Below are 16,283 nucleotides of genomic sequence, written 5' to 3'. Positions count from 1 at the left end.
GAGCCACCCGTTTTCGCATCAATGGATAACTTAAATTGCCCAGCCGCCCGCGTAGAACGCTACCAGCGCAACGGCGATGACAACGGTACCGATGTTCAGCTTGCGCCACTCACCGGAGACCAGACGTCCAATCACCAGCGAGGCGAAACCGATCATAATGCCGGTCACGATGTTACAGGTCAGCACGATAAAGACCGCGGTGATCAGGCCGGACATGGCATCAACAAAGTCAGCAAAGTCGATTTTCGCCACGTTGCTCAGCATCAGCAGGCCGACGTACATCAGCGCAGGTGCGGTCGCGTAAGCTGGCACCAGATAAGAGAGCGGAGAGAGGAACAGGATCAGCAGGAACAGTACGCCAACGGTAATAGCCGTCAGGCCGGTTTTGCCGCCTGCCGCCGTACCCGCTGCGGACTCAATGTACACTGCCGCTGGCGCTGCACCCACCAGGCCAGAGAAAACGCTGCTCAGGGAGTCGGTGGTCAGCGCTTTGCCGCCGTCAATGATCTGGCCGTCTTTGTCCAGCAGGTTAGCCTGCCCCGCCACCGCGCGGATGGTGCCCGTGGCGTCAAACACCGCGGTCATTACCAGCGCCAGCACGCTTGGCAGGATCACCGGGTTCAGCGCGCCCACAATATCCAGGCTGCCAATCAGGGAGTTACCGTTGTCATCGCTCAGCGACGGCATGGCGAAAATCCCGGAGAAATGAACGGACGGGTCGAAAATCAGGCCGACGATGGACACGCCGATAATGGTCAGCAGAATGCCGCCCGGCACTTTCAATTTTTCCAGGCCAATGATCACCGCCAGCCCCACCAGCGACATAATTACCGGGAAGCTCGCGAAGTTACCCAGCGCAACCGGCAGGCCGTCCAGCGGGTTCTTGATGACCAGACCCACGCCGTTGGCGGCGATCAGCAGCAGGAACAGGCCGATGCCGATACCGGTGCCGTGCGCCACGCCCTGCGGCAGGTTGCGCAAAATCCAGCTACGGATGCCGGTAGCAGAGATCACGGTGAACAGTACACCCATCAGGAACACCGCGCCGAGCGCTACCGGGACGCTGATATGCTGGCCCAGCACCAGGCTGAAGGCGGTAAACGCGGTCAGGGAGATGGCGCACCCGATCGCCAGCGGCAGGTTCGCCCACAGGCCCATCACAATCGAACCCACACCCGCAACCAGGCAGGTGGCAACAAAGACCGCCGCTGGCGGGAAACCGGCTTTGCCGAGCATGCCCGGCACCACGATGACGGAGTACACCATCGCCAGAAACGTCGTCAGACCGGCAACAACTTCCTGGCGCACGGTGCTGCCGCGAGCAGAAATTTTAAACATGGCGTCAAGTGAACCGCCGGTACGCGCAGATGGCGTAGACATAGAAAACATCCCCTGAAAATTTTTATTGAAAGTCCGTAAGCGTGGTGGAGACTCCACTGCCAGCGAAACGTCAAATCCTTGTGCTGCGTTTGCGACGAAAGGGGCGTCACAAAAAAAGCAAACGTTTAGCTCCGCGCTTACAAAACGGGTGGTCAAATGTAGGCAAACGATTATCTAGCCTAATACCCGCCCTTTTCAACTGAACTTTCTCGTTTTTCGCTAAAATTGCCTCATGACGATGAAGAATTAAGCAGAGGATGCGCAAACGTTATCGTCCATGCGCAATTTCGTTACATTTCATCCCCCGCCGGGTATCGTCAGCGGGCCGCCTTTCGCAAGCGTTGTCTGCCAGCCCGGACGTGCCTCCACTCTCTGTTTCCACGCCGCTATGTGGTCGAGATTGTCGATGCCGCCTCTCGCCAGCAGGGCGAAGAGGGGAAAACTCATCTGGATGTCCGCCATGGTCAGCGTGTCGCCGGCAAACCAGCTGTTTTCGGCAAGATGGTCGTTAATAAAGCGCGCATGCGTTTCCAGCTGGCGGTTGAGATACGCTTTTTGCACCCCCTGCCCCAGCGCCTTACCCAGCGTGCGCAGGCCAAACGGGACGGGGGGTTTGCCGAGGCTGTTAAATACCAGCTTCATTAACAGCAGCGGCATCAAAGATCCTTCGGCGTAATGCAGCCAGAAGCGATACTGCACTTTATGAGCGGGATCTAACGGTTTGAATCGTGACGCCGAATCGTACGTTTCCTGAAGATATTCCAGAATCGCGCCTGATTCAGCCAGAACCAGTCCGTTATCTTCCAGTACCGGGGATTTTCCCAGCGGATGCACTTTTTTGAGCGCGTCTGGTGCGAGCATGGTTTTTTCGCGCTGGTAGCGCACAATCTCATATGTCAGACCCAGCTCTTCCAGCGCCCAGAGGACGCGATGGGAACGAGACTGGTTAAGGTGGTGGACCGTTAGCATGATGTTCTCCGGTGATTCATACTTTTTAACTATAGAAAACTGAACAACTTCACGAAAAAAATTCGGCTAAAATCTCATCATCTCCGGTGGCAAAAACGGCGGCCGGGCATAGAATTAAAGTGTCAGTACAAACCGGAACCTCCTCCACAAGCTCGACACGAGGAGTACTGATGTCGGGGGAAACCCTCCCGTGAGCCAGCGGGATAGAGAGAAAGACAAAGACCGGAAAAAACTAAAGCGCCCTTAGTGGCGCTTTAGTTCTTTATGCTTGTTGCCGGGTGGCGGCTGCGCCTTACCCGGCAAACACCTTTCAATCCTCCTCCAGCAACCGCGCCCCTGTTCCCTGCTCGCCCAGCCTGTCACCCGGGTTACGCAGCGGACAATCGCTACGTGATAAACACCCGCAACCAATGCAGCCATCCAGTTCATCGCGCAGGGCCACCAGCGTGTGAATACGACGATCCAGTTCTTCTCGCCACTGGGACGACAGCTGCTTCCACTCTTTCGCGCTCAGCGAGTGTCCTTCCGGCAATACGCCGAACGCGTCGCCGATGGTAGCCAGGGGGATGCCGATACGTTGCGCAATTTTGATAATCGCCACGTAGCGGAGCACATCGCGGGTATAGCGCCGCTGGTTTCCGGCGTTACGGATACTTTTTATTAACCCTTTGCTTTCATAGAAGTGGAGCGCCGACACCGCCACGCCGCTTCGTTTCGCCACTTCACCGGGGGTTAACAGCGCTTTGATGCGCGGTAATCTCTTTTCCATAAAACCTCTTTACCTCAAGTTAACTTGAGGAATTATACTCCCCCGCAGAGAAAACGACGAATCAACCAGGACAGATGTCTCCACAGAGGGGTAACCTTATGTCGCATCAGCAAATTATTCAGACGCTTATTGAATGGATTGATGAACATATCGACCAGCCGTTGAACATTGATGTGGTCGCTAAGAAGTCGGGCTATTCGAAATGGTATTTACAGAGAATGTTCCGCACCGTAATGCATCAAACGCTGGGTGACTACATTCGCCAGCGCAGGCTCCTGCTGGCGGCGCAGGCGTTACGCTCAACGCAGCGGCCCATTTTTGATATCGCAATGGATCTGGGCTATGTGTCGCAGCAGACCTTTTCCCGCGTCTTCCGCCGCGAGTTTGACCGTACGCCGAGCGACTACCGCCATCAGCTCAATTAATGCGTGTTAACGCAAGGGTTGCTGCTGCCAGGCCATAAATGCCTGGGGCGGCATCGCTTTCGCGAAGTGCCATCCCTGACAATACTGCACGCCACGCTTCAGCAGCCAGCTCACCTGCTCCCCCGTCTCGACTCCTTCCGCAATGGTTTTCAGCCGCAGGCTTTGCGCCATCTCAATGATGTGCTCGGCAATCAGGTGGCTGGTACTGTTGGTGGTTAAGGTATCGATAAAAGATTTGTCGATTTTCAGGATATCGACGTTCAGCGAATAGAGGTTATGCAGGTTAGAGTAGCCGGTTCCGAAATCATCAATCGCCACTTCATACCCCGCCTGGCGAAACGCCTGAATGACCGGCGTGGTTTTCGGCACGTCAATAAACCCCCGCTCCGTCACCTCAATTTTTATTTGCTGCGCGCGAACCGAGTAAAAGCGGGCTTTGTCGGAGATCAGGGCGATAAGACGCGAAGAGTGAAAATCCGACGCCGACAGGTTAATCGAGACATACAGATCGGGGTGAGCGGCAAGAAAATGGCCCAGATCGGTGAACACCTCCTCCACGACGTAATCCGTAATGCGCTCAATCATCCCCTCTTTTTCGGCCAGGGGAATAAATTCCGCCGGGCTCATAACCTGACCGTTGAATCCTGGCCAGCGCAACAACGCCTCTGCTCCCACGCACTGGTTATTTTTTATATCAATAATGGGCTGATAATGGACGCACAGCTGGCGTTTATTCAACGCCCGGTGCAGAAGTCGGCCAGGCGAATTGAATTCACGGTGTGTTCGCGACCACACCAGCAAAATAATAATGCTGCAAATCATCCCCAGCGGTAGTGTCAGAGTAGCCTGATGATAAAGCGTTTTATAAAAACGGGCATTGGAGGTTGAAACGATGGCCGCAATGGGCCTCTGCTCTGATTTTACAATCGTATAAAAACGGTCATCTTTCTGAAAAGTCGTTTCCTGATGTCGGAGCATCGAATGCAATAAAGAAATATTGGCTTTCTGACTCACAGAAAAGAATGCATTGCTGACGGTGTCATACACTCCCCACGACAGGGAACGATCGTCTGACATCACCTCACTGTACGAAAGCGGGTTGACCACTGCGACATAATTTCCGCGCTGCATATATATCATTTTATAACCATTAAAAAATGGCGTATCGCGAAAATAATAGATAGCAACGTCGGGTTTACGTGTGTAATTGGCAGCGGGGATGATGTAAGGATGAGCCGGCGTAAAAAGGGTCGAGCAGAGAAAGTCCTGGCCTTCAGCATAAATTAAATCGGCAACAAAAAGGCGACCGCGGGAAACGTTCAACATATATTGACGATGCTCCGGCGTACACACTTTACCCTGATATTTTTCTGCGTCTTCCCGGGCCATATCAACCTGTTGAATAACCCGTTCAGTTTTGTTTAAAGCAAGTTCAGCAAACGTGCGCAGCTGAGCGCTGATTTCCGACACGGCTCTAAGCTGGGCAAACCATAGCGCAAGCATCACCGGCAGCATAACTACCATGATAATCCCGACCGCTTTGAGCATTTTGCGCCGCGCGCTACGATTCATTTCCCGCTCTGTATCCCTGCATGTTGTACGCCTGTAGCAATGAAGACCGGCTGCTTTGATAAACAGGTGATTACGTTGCATGAATCATGGGAAGTTAGCAACTGACTTTTGGTATTAAAAATCCTAAAATTCGTGATGCCGATAATATTTTCCCGTAAGCCAAACTAAAAGTATTCATTTCGTTTCTGATAAGGATAATAATTACCCGCGACAGGTGTGGAAAATTTGTTGGCTGAAATAGCCTGCCCTTTGTTCTTATGCTGATTTATAAATAATCAGACGCCAGAACCGTTTTTCCTCTTCCCGTACGCTTGGCGTCATATAATGCCTTATCAGCACGCATCAGTATGGCAGAAGTATCCCGTTGCCCCTGACAGACTTCAACCACCCCGGCGCTGAAAGAGAGTACCAGCGTTTTATCGCCCACACGCAGCGGTTTTGAGATCAGCGCGGCACGCAGCCGGGAAGAGAGCAACGTAGCGGCCATACCATCCATACGCGCCAGCAGAAGAACAAACTCTTCGCCCCCTACCCGTCCCAGTGCCGACCCGGCCGGGCTCACTTCGCGAATACGGTCGCAAAAGTGAATCAATGCCGCATCGCCAACCTGATGTCCCCACCGATCGTTGATCTGCTTGAAATAATCGAGATCGAACATCAGGAGACAGAAATGGCTACTGACATCCTGCGGCGAACTGGCTGCCAGCGCCATTTTGAGCCGCTGTAAAATTGTCGAGCGATTCAGACAGCCCGTCAGATCGTCCGTGGTGGCTTTGACGGTCAGCTGCTGTTCTGCTTTTTTACGTTCGGTGATATCGAGGCCAATATTGAGAATGGAGTTATCCGGTAAAAGGATGTTTGACCAGAGGATGGTTAACGGCGTCCCGTCTTTACGCACCGGGTGCCATTCGTACATATCCTTAAGTGGTGCGAAACGAACCGACTCCTGCACGCGCTGTCGCTCCTCGGGATCCGGGTAAAACAGGGCCAGCGGATCGGGGTGCTCGCCGATTTCAGTCATACTCCAGCCAAAGACTTTTTCGCATTCGGCGTTCCACAATACACACCGGTTATGTCTGTCAAAGGCGTTCATCAATACCGGAGCACGTTCAAATAAAGTTTTATATTGCGTGACGACGCGCTGCATCTCTTGCGCTGTTTTTTCCCGCACGATGATGTCATCAAAATAATCTTTTAGCTTCTCGACCAATACCACCACGATATTTTTCAATATCGGTAACGAGGTCAGTTTTTCATTAAAAGCCAAAAAGAAATAACCACTGCACTGTCTGCCATGCGCTGAGAGTTTACACAGCACGCCGCTTTGCAGCCGCGCATAGCCCGGGTGCTGAGGGGAAAATACCGCCCGGCCAATATGCTCTTTCCAGTAGATAACGCGCCAGGCGCGGTGATGCCGTTGCAACAGGGTGCTGGCAAGAAAATCCGCCACGTTGAAGGCGTGACACGTCACGTCGCCGGCACAAACCACGCGCGGCCCGTCTGCGGATTCGACACTGACCCACGAGAGATTTGCCCCCAGTGCGCTGTTGATGATTTCCAGCATTTCAACCGGCGAACACTGCGCGTTGAGTTGTGGCATCAGCTTCGCCAGGGCGTGCAGAGCCTGCATGCTGTCGTTAATAATCTCGCGTCTTTTTTCTTTCATTATCTTTTCGCAGGTCATTAATCGAGAGAGCAACCGCAATAACTCATATCTGAATAAAAGAATAAGACCACGAAATCAGAGAGTATGCTGAGTGTTAAAAAAGAATAAAAATCCAAATAATTCAATGTGATGAATTATTTTTGCGGGTACATTTATTGTTCCACACAAGCATAATCCATAGACATACTGCTGTAAACGCTATACAGCCGAGGGTGTTTTGCAAAGGTTTTGCTATCTGAATGAATTAAAAATAAAAATTCCGGCTAAGCGCCGATCTGAGCGAGTACGATATATTTTCCCCGGTTATAAACCCACTTTTACCTCATTCGATACTGGCGAATAAAACAGCAAATGTGATATAGTTCACACATCTTATGTAACGAGAAACATTGTTTCATTCCAGTTCGTCTGTTTTGTCGAGGATGGGTTTTATGGCAACCATTACCACCAGCATGGTGCTCCTGCGCTGGCCGTTGTTGAGCGCGGTTTTGATGTTCCTGGCCAGCACGTTAAACATTCAGTTCCGAAAGTCCGACTACGCAGGTCTTGCTGTGATTAGCACCCTGTTAGGGTTGGGTGCCGCATGCTGGTTCGCGACAGGTTTGCTCGGCATTACGCTGGTGGATATGGCCGCCGTCTGGGAAAACATTAAAGTGGTGATGGTTGAAGCCATGAGCCACACTCCGCCAGACTGGCCGATGGTGATTACCTGATAGCCTGTTATAAAAAACCCAGACATTGTCTGGGTTTTTTGTGTTTCACGCGTCTGGATATCAGAACGGGATATCGTCGTCGAAGTCCATTGGCGGTTCGTTAGACGGTGCCGGAGCAGACTGCTGCTGAGGACGAGACTGTGCGCCGCCGCTGAACTGATTGCCGCCCTGAGGCTGTTGAGGCTGACCCCAACCGCCCTGCTGCTGGCCGCCACCTGCCGGTGCGCCACCGCCCTGACGGCCACCCAGCATCTGCATGGTGCCGCCAACGTTCACCACCACTTCCGTGGTGTATTTTTCCTGACCGGACTGATCGGTCCATTTGCGGGTACGCAGCTGGCCTTCGATATAGACCTGAGAACCCTTACGCAGATACTCACCGGCCACTTCAGCCAGTTTGCCAAACAGCACAACGCGGTGCCATTCGGTCTGCTCTTTCATTTCACCGGTCGCTTTATCACGCCAGGATTCGGAAGTAGCCAGCGTAATGTTGGCAACTGCGCCACCACTCGGCATGTAGCGTACTTCCGGGTCCTGGCCCAGATTACCGACGAGAATCACCTTGTTTACGCCTCTGCTGGCCATGTTCGTGTCTCCTGAATACGTTTCTTAATAGTGTAAACGCGCGAGTGTACCATTTCCATGCGACACTTTGATAGTTGCGTAGCATGTTCCAGAGTTCTCTCGCGGACTCGACATTGTTACACAGTGAATCAGAAAATGCATTCCAATACTGTATATTCAAACAGGTCATTTTGTGTCATAATTAGCCGTTTCTGACAGCCGTTTGTCCTTCAAACAAATCAGGCAATCCGTGTTCCAACCGGGAAAGGTGAATGGATAAGATCGAAGTTCGGGGCGCCCGCACCCACAATCTCAAGAATATCAACCTCATAATCCCTCGCGACAAACTCATCGTCGTGACCGGGCTTTCGGGGTCTGGCAAATCCTCACTGGCTTTCGACACTTTGTATGCCGAAGGACAGCGTCGTTACGTTGAATCGCTCTCGGCGTACGCGCGTCAGTTCCTGTCGCTGATGGAAAAACCGGATGTCGACCACATTGAAGGGTTGTCTCCTGCTATCTCCATTGAGCAGAAATCCACATCGCATAACCCGCGTTCTACGGTCGGTACCATTACCGAAATCCATGACTACCTGCGTCTGCTGTATGCGCGCGTGGGCGAGCCGCGTTGTCCGGATCATGACGTTCCGCTGGCGGCCCAGACCGTCAGCCAGATGGTGGATAACGTGCTGTCTCAGCCGGAAGGCAAACGCCTGATGCTGCTGGCGCCAATCATTAAAGAGCGTAAGGGTGAACACACCAAAACGCTGGAAAACCTGGCAAGCCAGGGCTATATCCGCGCCCGTATCGATGGCGAAGTGTGTGACCTGTCCGATCCGCCAAAGCTGGAGCTGCAAAAGAAACACACCATCGAAGTGGTGATTGACCGCTTTAAGGTACGTGAAGATCTGGCGACGCGTCTGGCGGAATCCTTTGAAACGGCGCTGGAACTGTCGGGCGGCACGGCGGTGGTGTCAGACATGGACGATGCGAAAGCGGAAGAGCTGCTCTTCTCCGCCAACTTCGCCTGCCCGATTTGCGGCTACAGCATGCGCGAGCTGGAACCGCGCCTGTTCTCGTTCAACAACCCAGCGGGCGCGTGCCCGACCTGTGACGGCCTCGGCGTTCAGCAATATTTCGACCCGGACCGCGTGATCCAGAACCCGGAGCTGTCGCTGGCGGGTGGCGCCATTCGCGGCTGGGATAAGCGTAATTTTTACTACTTCCAGATGCTGAAATCGCTGGCAGAGCACTATAAGTTCGACGTTGAAGCCCCGTGGGCCAGCCTGAGCGCGAACGTACATAAAGTGATCCTGTTCGGTTCCGGCAAAGAGAACATCGAGTTCAAGTACATGAACGATCGCGGTGACACTTCCGTGCGTCGCCACCCGTTCGAAGGGGTGCTGCACAACATGGAGCGCCGATACAAAGAGACCGAATCCAGCGCGGTGCGCGAGGAGCTGGCGAAGTTCATCAGCAACCGCTCCTGCGCCACCTGCGAGGGTACACGTCTGCGTCGCGAAGCGCGTCACGTGTTTGTCGAAAACACGGCGCTGCCGACCATCTCAGACATGAGCATCGGTCACGCAATGGACTTCTTCAACAACCTGAAGCTCTCCGGCCAGCGCGCGAAAATCGCCGAAAAAGTGCTGAAAGAGATCGGCGATCGCCTCAAGTTCCTCGTGAACGTCGGCCTGAACTACCTGACGCTTTCCCGATCGGCTGAAACGCTCTCCGGCGGTGAAGCCCAGCGTATCCGTCTGGCGAGCCAGATTGGCGCGGGCTTAGTCGGCGTGATGTACGTACTGGATGAGCCGTCTATCGGCCTGCACCAGCGCGACAACGAACGCCTGCTCGGCACGCTGGTTCACCTGCGTAACCTTGGCAACACGGTGATTGTGGTTGAGCACGACGAAGACGCCATTCGCGCCGCAGACCACGTGATCGACATCGGCCCGGGCGCTGGCGTGCACGGCGGACAGGTGGTGGCAGAAGGGACGCTGAAAGACATTATGGCGGTACCCGAGTCGCTGACCGGCCAGTACATGAGCGGCAAGCGCAAAATTGAAGTGCCAAAACAGCGCGTGGCGGCGAACCCGGAAAAAGTGCTGAAGCTAACCGGGGCGCGCGGCAACAACCTGAAAGACGTGACCCTGACGCTGCCTGTCGGGCTGTTTACCTGCATCACCGGCGTGTCCGGTTCCGGTAAATCGACGCTGATCAACGATACGCTGTTCCCGATTGCGCAGACGGCGCTGAACGGCGCGACGCTGGCCGAGCCTGCACCGTACCGCGACATTCAGGGGCTGGAGCATTTCGACAAGGTTATCGATATCGATCAGAGCCCGATTGGCCGCACCCCGCGCTCCAACCCGGCGACCTATACTGGCGTCTTTACGCCCGTCCGTGAACTCTTCGCGGGTGTACCGGAAGCGCGTTCGCGCGGCTACACGCCAGGACGTTTCAGCTTTAACGTGCGCGGCGGCCGCTGTGAAGCGTGCCAGGGCGACGGCGTAATCAAGGTTGAGATGCACTTCCTGCCGGATATCTACGTGCCGTGCGACCAGTGCAAAGGCAAGCGCTATAACCGCGAAACGCTGGAGATTAAGTACAAAGGCAAGACCATCCACGAAGTGCTGGATATGACCATCGAAGAGGCGCGCGAGTTCTTTGACGCCGTCCCTGCGCTGGCGCGTAAGCTGCAAACCCTGATGGATGTGGGTCTGACCTATATTCGTCTGGGGCAGTCAGCGACAACGCTGTCCGGCGGTGAAGCGCAGCGCGTGAAGCTGGCGCGTGAGCTGTCCAAACGCGGTACCGGTCAGACGCTGTACATTCTGGACGAGCCGACCACCGGCCTGCACTTTGCGGATATCCAGCAGCTGCTGGACGTGCTGCACCAGCTGCGCGATCAGGGCAACACCATCGTGGTGATTGAGCACAACCTGGACGTGATTAAAACCGCGGACTGGATTGTCGATCTCGGCCCGGAAGGCGGCAGCGGCGGCGGTGAAATCCTCGTCTCCGGTACGCCAGAGACCGTTGCAGAGTGCGAAGCCTCGCACACCGCGCGCTTCCTCAAACCGTTGCTGTAATCGTTACACGGAGAGCTGCTGTCGGATCGTTTCCGGCAGCAGTTCTACCGCCTGTTGATACGACGCATCTACCAGGTAGTAAATTTGCGAATCTGGCAGCGAGCCGTCGAGAAACACCGTACTCCAGTGTGCTTTATTCAGATGCTTGCTTGGCCTGACATCATCGTGCTGCTGGCGCAGTAAGTCGGCCAGTTCAGGACTGGTTTTCAGCGATGCCGCAGGACGTCCCTCAACCTCTTTTACCATCGCGAACAACACTTCACCCACTTTGATCTGCGTGGCTTTCCAGTCGCTGTGAACGCTCTGTTCTGCGCCCGGCTTGCTCATGCAGTACTGAAGTATCTCCGAAATTGTCATCTTTATTCCCCTTGTAGCGTTGCGATAATTTTACGCGAACCACCGTGAATGCGATGTTCTCCCAGCCAGATCCCCTGCCACGTTCCCAGCAGCAGCCGTCCGTTGTGGACCGGCAGCATCAACGAGACCCCCAGCAAAGAGGATTTGATGTGCGAAGGCATATCATCCGCCCCCTCGTAATCATGGTCATACGGGGCGTTATCCGGGACGGTTTTCAGAAAATGCCGCTCCATGTCAGACCGGACGGTGGGATCGCAATTTTCATTGAGCGTGAGAGAAGCAGACGTGTGCTGAAGCAGCAGATGTAGCAAACCCGTTTTGACGCGCGGCAGGTCGCGGATTTGCCCGATGACTTCGTCCGTCACCAGGTGAAATCCGCGTGGTTTTGCGCTTAAGGTCAGGGTCTGTTGATACCACATGTGCTGCTCCGTGTTGAAAGATGAATCTTTCTAAGTGTGCAGCAAGAAAGCGAAAGGTAAAACCCGCGCGGCGAGATTTGCTTAAAAAAGCATTCACCCCGCCGTTAATGCATCAGTATTCGGAGTTAACGATCACCTCTTCGCCAAATTTACCGGCCATTGGCAGCGGCCGGTAGGTGGAGTTCGAGGCGCGTAACACCCGGATGCCTCTTGCTCCCACGTCGTGCGCCGCAGTGATGTCGTTATCTGAATCACCGTAGAACACCTTGATATTTTTCTTTTCCAGCCACTGGGTTTTGGTGTTTTGCCCTTCCTGGTCCCCGGCAAAAATGACCGGATTCATGCTGGCCGCCGGGATCAGAAAATCATCCTGTAGCGTTTTCGAGACGGTTTCGGTTTTGGTCTGGCTACGTCCTGTCACGAAGTAAATGCTGTCGCCGCGCTTTACGTGCATGGCGATCAGCGCGCGGGCAACCTCTTTCGGGATACTGAACTCATCCCAGCCGTTGTTCATCTTTTCCCAGAATTCCGGTTTTTTCAGATAGGCTTCGCTGTCCGGGGAGTACGTTATTTTGCCGCGCCAGAAACCGGGGCTGGAGAAGAGAACGGTATCGTCAATATCGAAGCCCACGGCCATCGGCGGGCGACCCGTCAGGCTGTTTTCGATTTGTGCCACTGAAACCCAGTGAATGGGGGCCTGTTCGGCAAGAATGGCGGCGGTGGTGCCGGTGTAAAGCGGCGTGGGTGCAGAAGCCCGCGCAACAACGGTACTATTAAGCGAGAACAATAAGCAGGCGGCGCTGAGCGCCAGTGTGATCTTGCGCATGTTTTCCCCTGAATATTCAGTTTGTTATCTTTTTATTTTGAGCGGATGGTCAAAAACTATCCGACCATAACCCCAGCGGGAGGGGAAGAAAAGGAGTTTTTGCTTATGAAGCTGAATAAAAAGAAGACGATCACAAAGTGTGGATGAGTGATGTAGGCCCGGTAAGGCGCAGCCGCCACCGGGCAAGATTTTCTGCGGCCTGATGCCCTCACCCCAGCCCTCTCCCACAGGGCTGAGGGATCCCCAGTAATTTTTTTATGCAGAAGCAATAAAGTTGCTTTCTAAATGACTGAGGGCTGTCAGCGATGCTCTGGTCCGGCTGTAAATCGCTGAGGCGTTTCCTGCAGGACGGGGCGAGGCGCAGGGATGCGCCGAGAGGGCGGCTTTACAGGGACGTTGCCTCCGCCCGTACCCGATAAGCCGGAAGGAATGAGCCGAGGGCACCGCGAAGCGGCGATTTACCGCCGGGAGCCCGGGTCGCCAGGGTGGTGGCGACTGAGCCACCCAGGCACGTTCACCGGTCATGTCGTTACAGAGTAGCAAGGAACATAAAGTGAACGGAATGACCACCACCGCCGTATGTTCCCCTCACCCTAACCCTCTCCCCGGAGGGGCGAGGGGATTGCTCAGTGCTCGCATTAATTTGTGGGGAACCCTCAGCCCACAGGGAGAGGGAGATAATAAGTAGTGAGTACTTACATCACAGCTGCAAACGCCTGCGCCACGCGCTGGACGTTGCCGGCATTCAGCCCCGCCACACACATACGGCCGCTGGCGATCAGGTAGACACCGAACTCTTCGCGCAGGCGATCGACCTGCGCTGCGCTCAGTCCGGTATAGCTGAACATCCCGCGCTGCTTGAGAAGATAATCAAAGTTATGTCCAGGCACGGCCTCTTTCAGAACGTTAACCAGCTCCTGACGCATCGACAGGATGCGCTTACGCATGCCTTCCACTTCCGCAAGCCAGGTGGCTTTCAGCTGATCATCGCCCAGTACGGTCGCGACCACCTGCGCACCAAAGTTCGGCGGGCTGGAGTAAATACGGCGGACCGTCGCTTTCAGCTGACCGAGTACGCGTCCCGCGGATTCGGCGTCTTCACACACCACGGACAGACCGCCGACGCGCTCGCCGTAGAGGGAGAAGATTTTTGAGAAAGAGTTGCTGACCAGCGCAGGCAGACCCGCGCTGGCAATCGCGCGAATGGCGTAGGCGTCCTCCTCCATGCCCGCCCCAAAGCCCTGATAGGCGATGTCGAGGAACGGGATCAGGTTACGCGCCTTCAGTACCTCGATCACCGCATCCCACTGGGCATTGGTGAGGTCCGCACCGGTCGGGTTATGGCAGCACGGATGCAGCAATACGATACTGCGCTCCGGCAGGGTGTTCAGTTTTTCCAGCAGCGCATCAACGCGTACGCCGTTGGTTTCGCTGTCGAACCATGGATAGGTCGCAACCTTAAAGCCCGCGCCTTCAAAGATGGCCACGTGGTTTTCCCACGTCGGGTCGCTGACCCACACGCCGGAATCCGGGAAGTACTTTTTCAGGAAATCTGCGCCTACCTTCAGCGCACCCGAGCCACCCAGCGTCTGGATAGTCGCTACACGCTTTTGCGCGAGCACCGCGTGATCCGCACCAAACAGCAGCGGCGCAATGGTATTACGGTAGGTATTTAACCCTTCCATCGGCAGATAAAGCGAAGCCCCGTGCGGGGTTGCGTTAAGACGCGCTTCGGCTTCGGCAACGGCTTTCAGTTGAGGAATGATGCCGTCCTCGTTGTAATAAAGACCGATGCTGAGGTTCACTTTGTCGCTGCGAGGATCTTCTTTGAAACGCTCCATCAAGGAGAGGATAGGGTCGCCGGCGTAGGCGTCTACTTTCTGAAACACGCGATGTTCTCCGGATTGTTATGAGGCAGGATTTTCAACAATAAACCGGAAGCAGGAGAAGGTCGAGAAGGTTATGAAAACCGTTTCAGGATATGCCCACGAATTTGTTCGATACGTTCAGACGTCGACCCTGTGACGCGTAAATACGGGATATTTCGGCGCGCCAGTTCAGCGATATACCACGACTGCTGCCTGCGGCGAAACGCCGCGCCTTGCCTGGTACCGTCCTGTACAAAGGGAAATTCATCGCCGCACAGTACAACCAGCGAATAGTCCCGCCCGGCTAAGTCGTGCAGCGCCTGAGGCGCCGAGCCATACTGGTCGAGGGTATAAAACAGCGTGGTTAAGGGCGACGTATCACAAATCAGATAAGGCGCCGTGCTGGCTGCGTCCTCACGCCGCACCTGCTCGCGCGCAATATGCAGGAGATCGTCGCATTCCAGTACTCCGTTCTTTTCTTCCCAGTATTCGCGCCCGAACTCAGCGACATAGGGCGCGTTAAGCGCTGCTGCCAACGCCCGGGAAAGCGTGCTTTTGCCCGTCGACTCGCCGCCCAATAAGCAAATTCGAAAGACAAAACTCCGGTAAACCTCCGCCGAGAGCATCTCGCGGTAGCGATGAACATCAGAGCGAATAAGCGTTCCTGAGGGCGCATCAGGGCCCTCCGGGCGCTGAAGCCGCACGTGCGTGACCGGTTTGCCAAAACGCTGGCTTAATACGCGGGCAAAGCCATCGCCGTAATCCTCCGCAGTGAATACGGCGTCCGGTCGGCAGTGAAAGAAGCGTTCGCACAGGGTAGCCACGTAGTGTCGGTGGCGATCGGCATCTGCGTCGTTGGGCGGCGGCGGTTCAATATCATGGCCCGCCGCGATCTCTAGCGAAAACACCAGGTGACGACACCGCGGGAAACGCGTCTGTAGCCACTGAAGGCGCTTTTCGGGTTCGCACCCCGGCATTTCCGGTAGCGAATAGCTGATGATAAACACCGTCTCGCACCGGGCAAGCGCAGCGTTGATAAGCAATTCATGTCCTGCGTGTAAGGGCGCGAACTTGCCGACAATCAGACCCTCTGCGTAAGGTTTCATCGCGCGCGGATCTCCTTACGCCAATGATATAAACCGTGCCAGGCGTTAAACCAGAACACCAGATACAGAACCGCGGTCAAATGCAGGCCCCTCATCGCATACAGCGGCACGGCAAGGGTATTGACGGCAAGCCAGACGTACCAGTTCTCCAGGCGCCGGCCCATTAGCATGAACTGCGCCAGGATGCTGAAGGTTAAAATAATGGAGTCCAGCCAGGGCGCCCAGGCGTTGGTATACCGATGCAATAAAAGCCCGTACAGCGCCGCTACTGCCACGGCACAGGCCAGCAGAAGGAAAAAATGTCTGGGTCGGGTTCGCCGCACCGGCAATACCTCTCCGCGGTTTCCTTTCAGCCAGTGCACCCAACCCGTTATGCTCGTGATAATGAAAAAGAGCTGTAGGGTAACATCGGCATAGAGCTGCACTGAATAGAAGACCCAGGCGTATAGCCCGCTGCCGAGAATACCGATCCACCACGTGTTGATATTGTTTCTGGCCGCCAGCCAGACAGAGAGCGCATAGGCCAGACAAGCAGCCATTTCAGATGGTGACAT

15 protein-coding genes are annotated in these 16,283 nt (G+C 54.9%); 3 read left to right on the top strand and 12 right to left on the bottom strand.

Annotated features, from left to right (window positions below):
* Nucleotides 1–30: 30 nt before the first annotated feature.
* The 3 genes from ghxP to soxR all read right to left on the bottom strand — a co-directional run bounded on the left by ghxP (nt 31) and on the right by soxR (nt 3,118).
* Entirely contained in the window at nt 31–1,380 is a 1,350-nt protein-coding gene (ghxP, locus tag BFV65_RS01575; RefSeq protein WP_022646757.1) for a guanine/hypoxanthine transporter GhxP, read from the bottom strand.
* A gap of 297 nt (nt 1,381–1,677) precedes the next feature.
* On the bottom strand, nt 1,678–2,349 hold the full coding sequence (locus BFV65_RS01570; RefSeq protein ID WP_022646756.1) for a glutathione S-transferase family protein: 672 nt from the start codon (nt 2,347–2,349) through the stop codon (nt 1,678–1,680).
* Nucleotides 2,350–2,659: 310 nt separating this feature from the next.
* Nucleotides 2,660–3,118, bottom strand: a complete 459-nt coding sequence (gene soxR, locus BFV65_RS01565; RefSeq protein ID WP_003860275.1) for a redox-sensitive transcriptional activator SoxR — start codon at nt 3,116–3,118, stop codon at nt 2,660–2,662.
* Between the two features lie 98 nt (nt 3,119–3,216).
* Between soxR and soxS the strand changes: the two genes are divergently transcribed.
* A complete protein-coding gene (gene soxS, locus BFV65_RS01560) occupies nt 3,217–3,543 on the top strand; it encodes a superoxide response transcriptional regulator SoxS (protein ID WP_003860277.1) in 327 nt (108 codons plus the stop codon).
* Between the two features lie 6 nt (nt 3,544–3,549).
* Here soxS and BFV65_RS01555 read toward each other — a convergent pair whose 3' ends face one another.
* Together BFV65_RS01555 and BFV65_RS01550 are read right to left on the bottom strand one after the other, a co-directional pair.
* Nucleotides 3,550–5,115, bottom strand: coding sequence for a cyclic di-3',5'-guanosine monophosphate phosphodiesterase PdeC (locus BFV65_RS01555; RefSeq protein WP_069596152.1), 1,566 nt, complete (start codon nt 5,113–5,115; stop codon nt 3,550–3,552).
* A gap of 265 nt (nt 5,116–5,380) precedes the next feature.
* Nucleotides 5,381–6,781, bottom strand: coding sequence for a sensor domain-containing diguanylate cyclase (locus BFV65_RS01550; RefSeq protein ID WP_069596151.1), 1,401 nt, complete (start codon nt 6,779–6,781; stop codon nt 5,381–5,383).
* A 431-nt stretch (nt 6,782–7,212) separates the two neighbouring features.
* On the opposite strand from BFV65_RS01550, the gene BFV65_RS01545 reads away from it, so the two are divergent.
* Nucleotides 7,213–7,494, top strand: coding sequence for a YjcB family protein (locus tag BFV65_RS01545; RefSeq protein WP_022646751.1), 282 nt, complete (start codon nt 7,213–7,215; stop codon nt 7,492–7,494).
* A gap of 60 nt (nt 7,495–7,554) precedes the next feature.
* Here BFV65_RS01545 and ssb1 read toward each other — a convergent pair whose 3' ends face one another.
* Complete coding sequence (ssb1, locus tag BFV65_RS01540) at nt 7,555–8,079, bottom strand: single-stranded DNA-binding protein SSB1 (RefSeq protein ID WP_003860284.1); 525 nt, start codon at nt 8,077–8,079, stop codon at nt 7,555–7,557.
* A gap of 251 nt (nt 8,080–8,330) precedes the next feature.
* Between ssb1 and uvrA the strand changes: the two genes are divergently transcribed.
* Nucleotides 8,331–11,153, top strand: coding sequence for an excinuclease ABC subunit UvrA (gene uvrA / locus BFV65_RS01535; RefSeq protein WP_003860287.1), 2,823 nt, complete (start codon nt 8,331–8,333; stop codon nt 11,151–11,153).
* Between the two features lie 3 nt (nt 11,154–11,156).
* On the opposite strand, the gene BFV65_RS01530 is transcribed toward uvrA, so the two are convergent.
* From BFV65_RS01530 to pnuC, 6 genes are all read right to left on the bottom strand, one after another.
* A complete protein-coding gene (locus tag BFV65_RS01530; RefSeq protein WP_032627034.1) occupies nt 11,157–11,510 on the bottom strand; it encodes an MmcQ/YjbR family DNA-binding protein in 354 nt (117 codons plus the stop codon).
* Nucleotides 11,511–11,512: 2 nt separating this feature from the next.
* Complete coding sequence (locus BFV65_RS01525) at nt 11,513–11,929, bottom strand: secondary thiamine-phosphate synthase enzyme YjbQ (protein WP_023299095.1); 417 nt, start codon at nt 11,927–11,929, stop codon at nt 11,513–11,515.
* 112 nt (nt 11,930–12,041) lie between these two features.
* Nucleotides 12,042–12,755, bottom strand: coding sequence for an acid phosphatase AphA (gene aphA, locus BFV65_RS01520; protein WP_069596150.1), 714 nt, complete (start codon nt 12,753–12,755; stop codon nt 12,042–12,044).
* 695 nt (nt 12,756–13,450) lie between these two features.
* Nucleotides 13,451–14,644: an aromatic amino acid transaminase gene (tyrB, locus tag BFV65_RS01515; RefSeq protein WP_069596149.1), complete on the bottom strand. Its 1,194-nt coding sequence runs from the start codon at nt 14,642–14,644 to the stop codon at nt 13,451–13,453.
* A 71-nt stretch (nt 14,645–14,715) separates the two neighbouring features.
* On the bottom strand, nt 14,716–15,729 hold the full coding sequence (locus BFV65_RS01510) for an AAA family ATPase (protein WP_069596148.1): 1,014 nt from the start codon (nt 15,727–15,729) through the stop codon (nt 14,716–14,718).
* A complete protein-coding gene (gene pnuC, locus BFV65_RS01505; protein ID WP_069596147.1) occupies nt 15,726–16,283 on the bottom strand; it encodes a nicotinamide riboside transporter PnuC in 558 nt (185 codons plus the stop codon). The genes BFV65_RS01510 and pnuC overlap by 4 nt, the downstream gene beginning before the upstream one ends.

Source organism: Enterobacter hormaechei subsp. hoffmannii (assembly GCF_001729745.1).
Classification (GTDB): domain Bacteria; phylum Pseudomonadota; class Gammaproteobacteria; order Enterobacterales; family Enterobacteriaceae; genus Enterobacter; species Enterobacter intestinihominis.
The sequence above is the reverse complement of the archived record's forward strand: the minus strand, read 5'-3'. Positions and strand labels throughout refer to the sequence as shown.

Coding starts and splice junctions, on each gene's coding strand:
- BFV65_RS01570 (WP_022646756.1), bottom strand. CDS start 2,349: ATGCTAACGGTCCACCACCTTAACCAGTCTCGTTCCCATCGCGTCCTC.
- BFV65_RS01525 (WP_023299095.1), bottom strand. CDS start 11,929: ATGTGGTATCAACAGACCCTGACCTTAAGCGCAAAACCACGCGGATTT.
- BFV65_RS01530 (WP_032627034.1), bottom strand. CDS start 11,510: ATGACAATTTCGGAGATACTTCAGTACTGCATGAGCAAGCCGGGCGCA.
- BFV65_RS01510 (WP_069596148.1), bottom strand. CDS start 15,729: ATGAAACCTTACGCAGAGGGTCTGATTGTCGGCAAGTTCGCGCCCTTA.
- BFV65_RS01545 (WP_022646751.1), top strand. CDS start 7,213: ATGGCAACCATTACCACCAGCATGGTGCTCCTGCGCTGGCCGTTGTTG.
- aphA (WP_069596150.1), bottom strand. CDS start 12,755: ATGCGCAAGATCACACTGGCGCTCAGCGCCGCCTGCTTATTGTTCTCG.
- soxR (WP_003860275.1), bottom strand. CDS start 3,118: ATGGAAAAGAGATTACCGCGCATCAAAGCGCTGTTAACCCCCGGTGAA.
- uvrA (WP_003860287.1), top strand. CDS start 8,331: ATGGATAAGATCGAAGTTCGGGGCGCCCGCACCCACAATCTCAAGAAT.
- ghxP (WP_022646757.1), bottom strand. CDS start 1,380: ATGTCTACGCCATCTGCGCGTACCGGCGGTTCACTTGACGCCATGTTT.
- BFV65_RS01555 (WP_069596152.1), bottom strand. CDS start 5,115: ATGAATCGTAGCGCGCGGCGCAAAATGCTCAAAGCGGTCGGGATTATC.
- ssb1 (WP_003860284.1), bottom strand. CDS start 8,079: ATGGCCAGCAGAGGCGTAAACAAGGTGATTCTCGTCGGTAATCTGGGC.
- BFV65_RS01550 (WP_069596151.1), bottom strand. CDS start 6,781: ATGAAAGAAAAAAGACGCGAGATTATTAACGACAGCATGCAGGCTCTG.
- pnuC (WP_069596147.1), bottom strand. CDS start 16,283: ATGTCACCATCTGAAATGGCTGCTTGTCTGGCCTATGCGCTCTCTGTC.
- soxS (WP_003860277.1), top strand. CDS start 3,217: ATGTCGCATCAGCAAATTATTCAGACGCTTATTGAATGGATTGATGAA.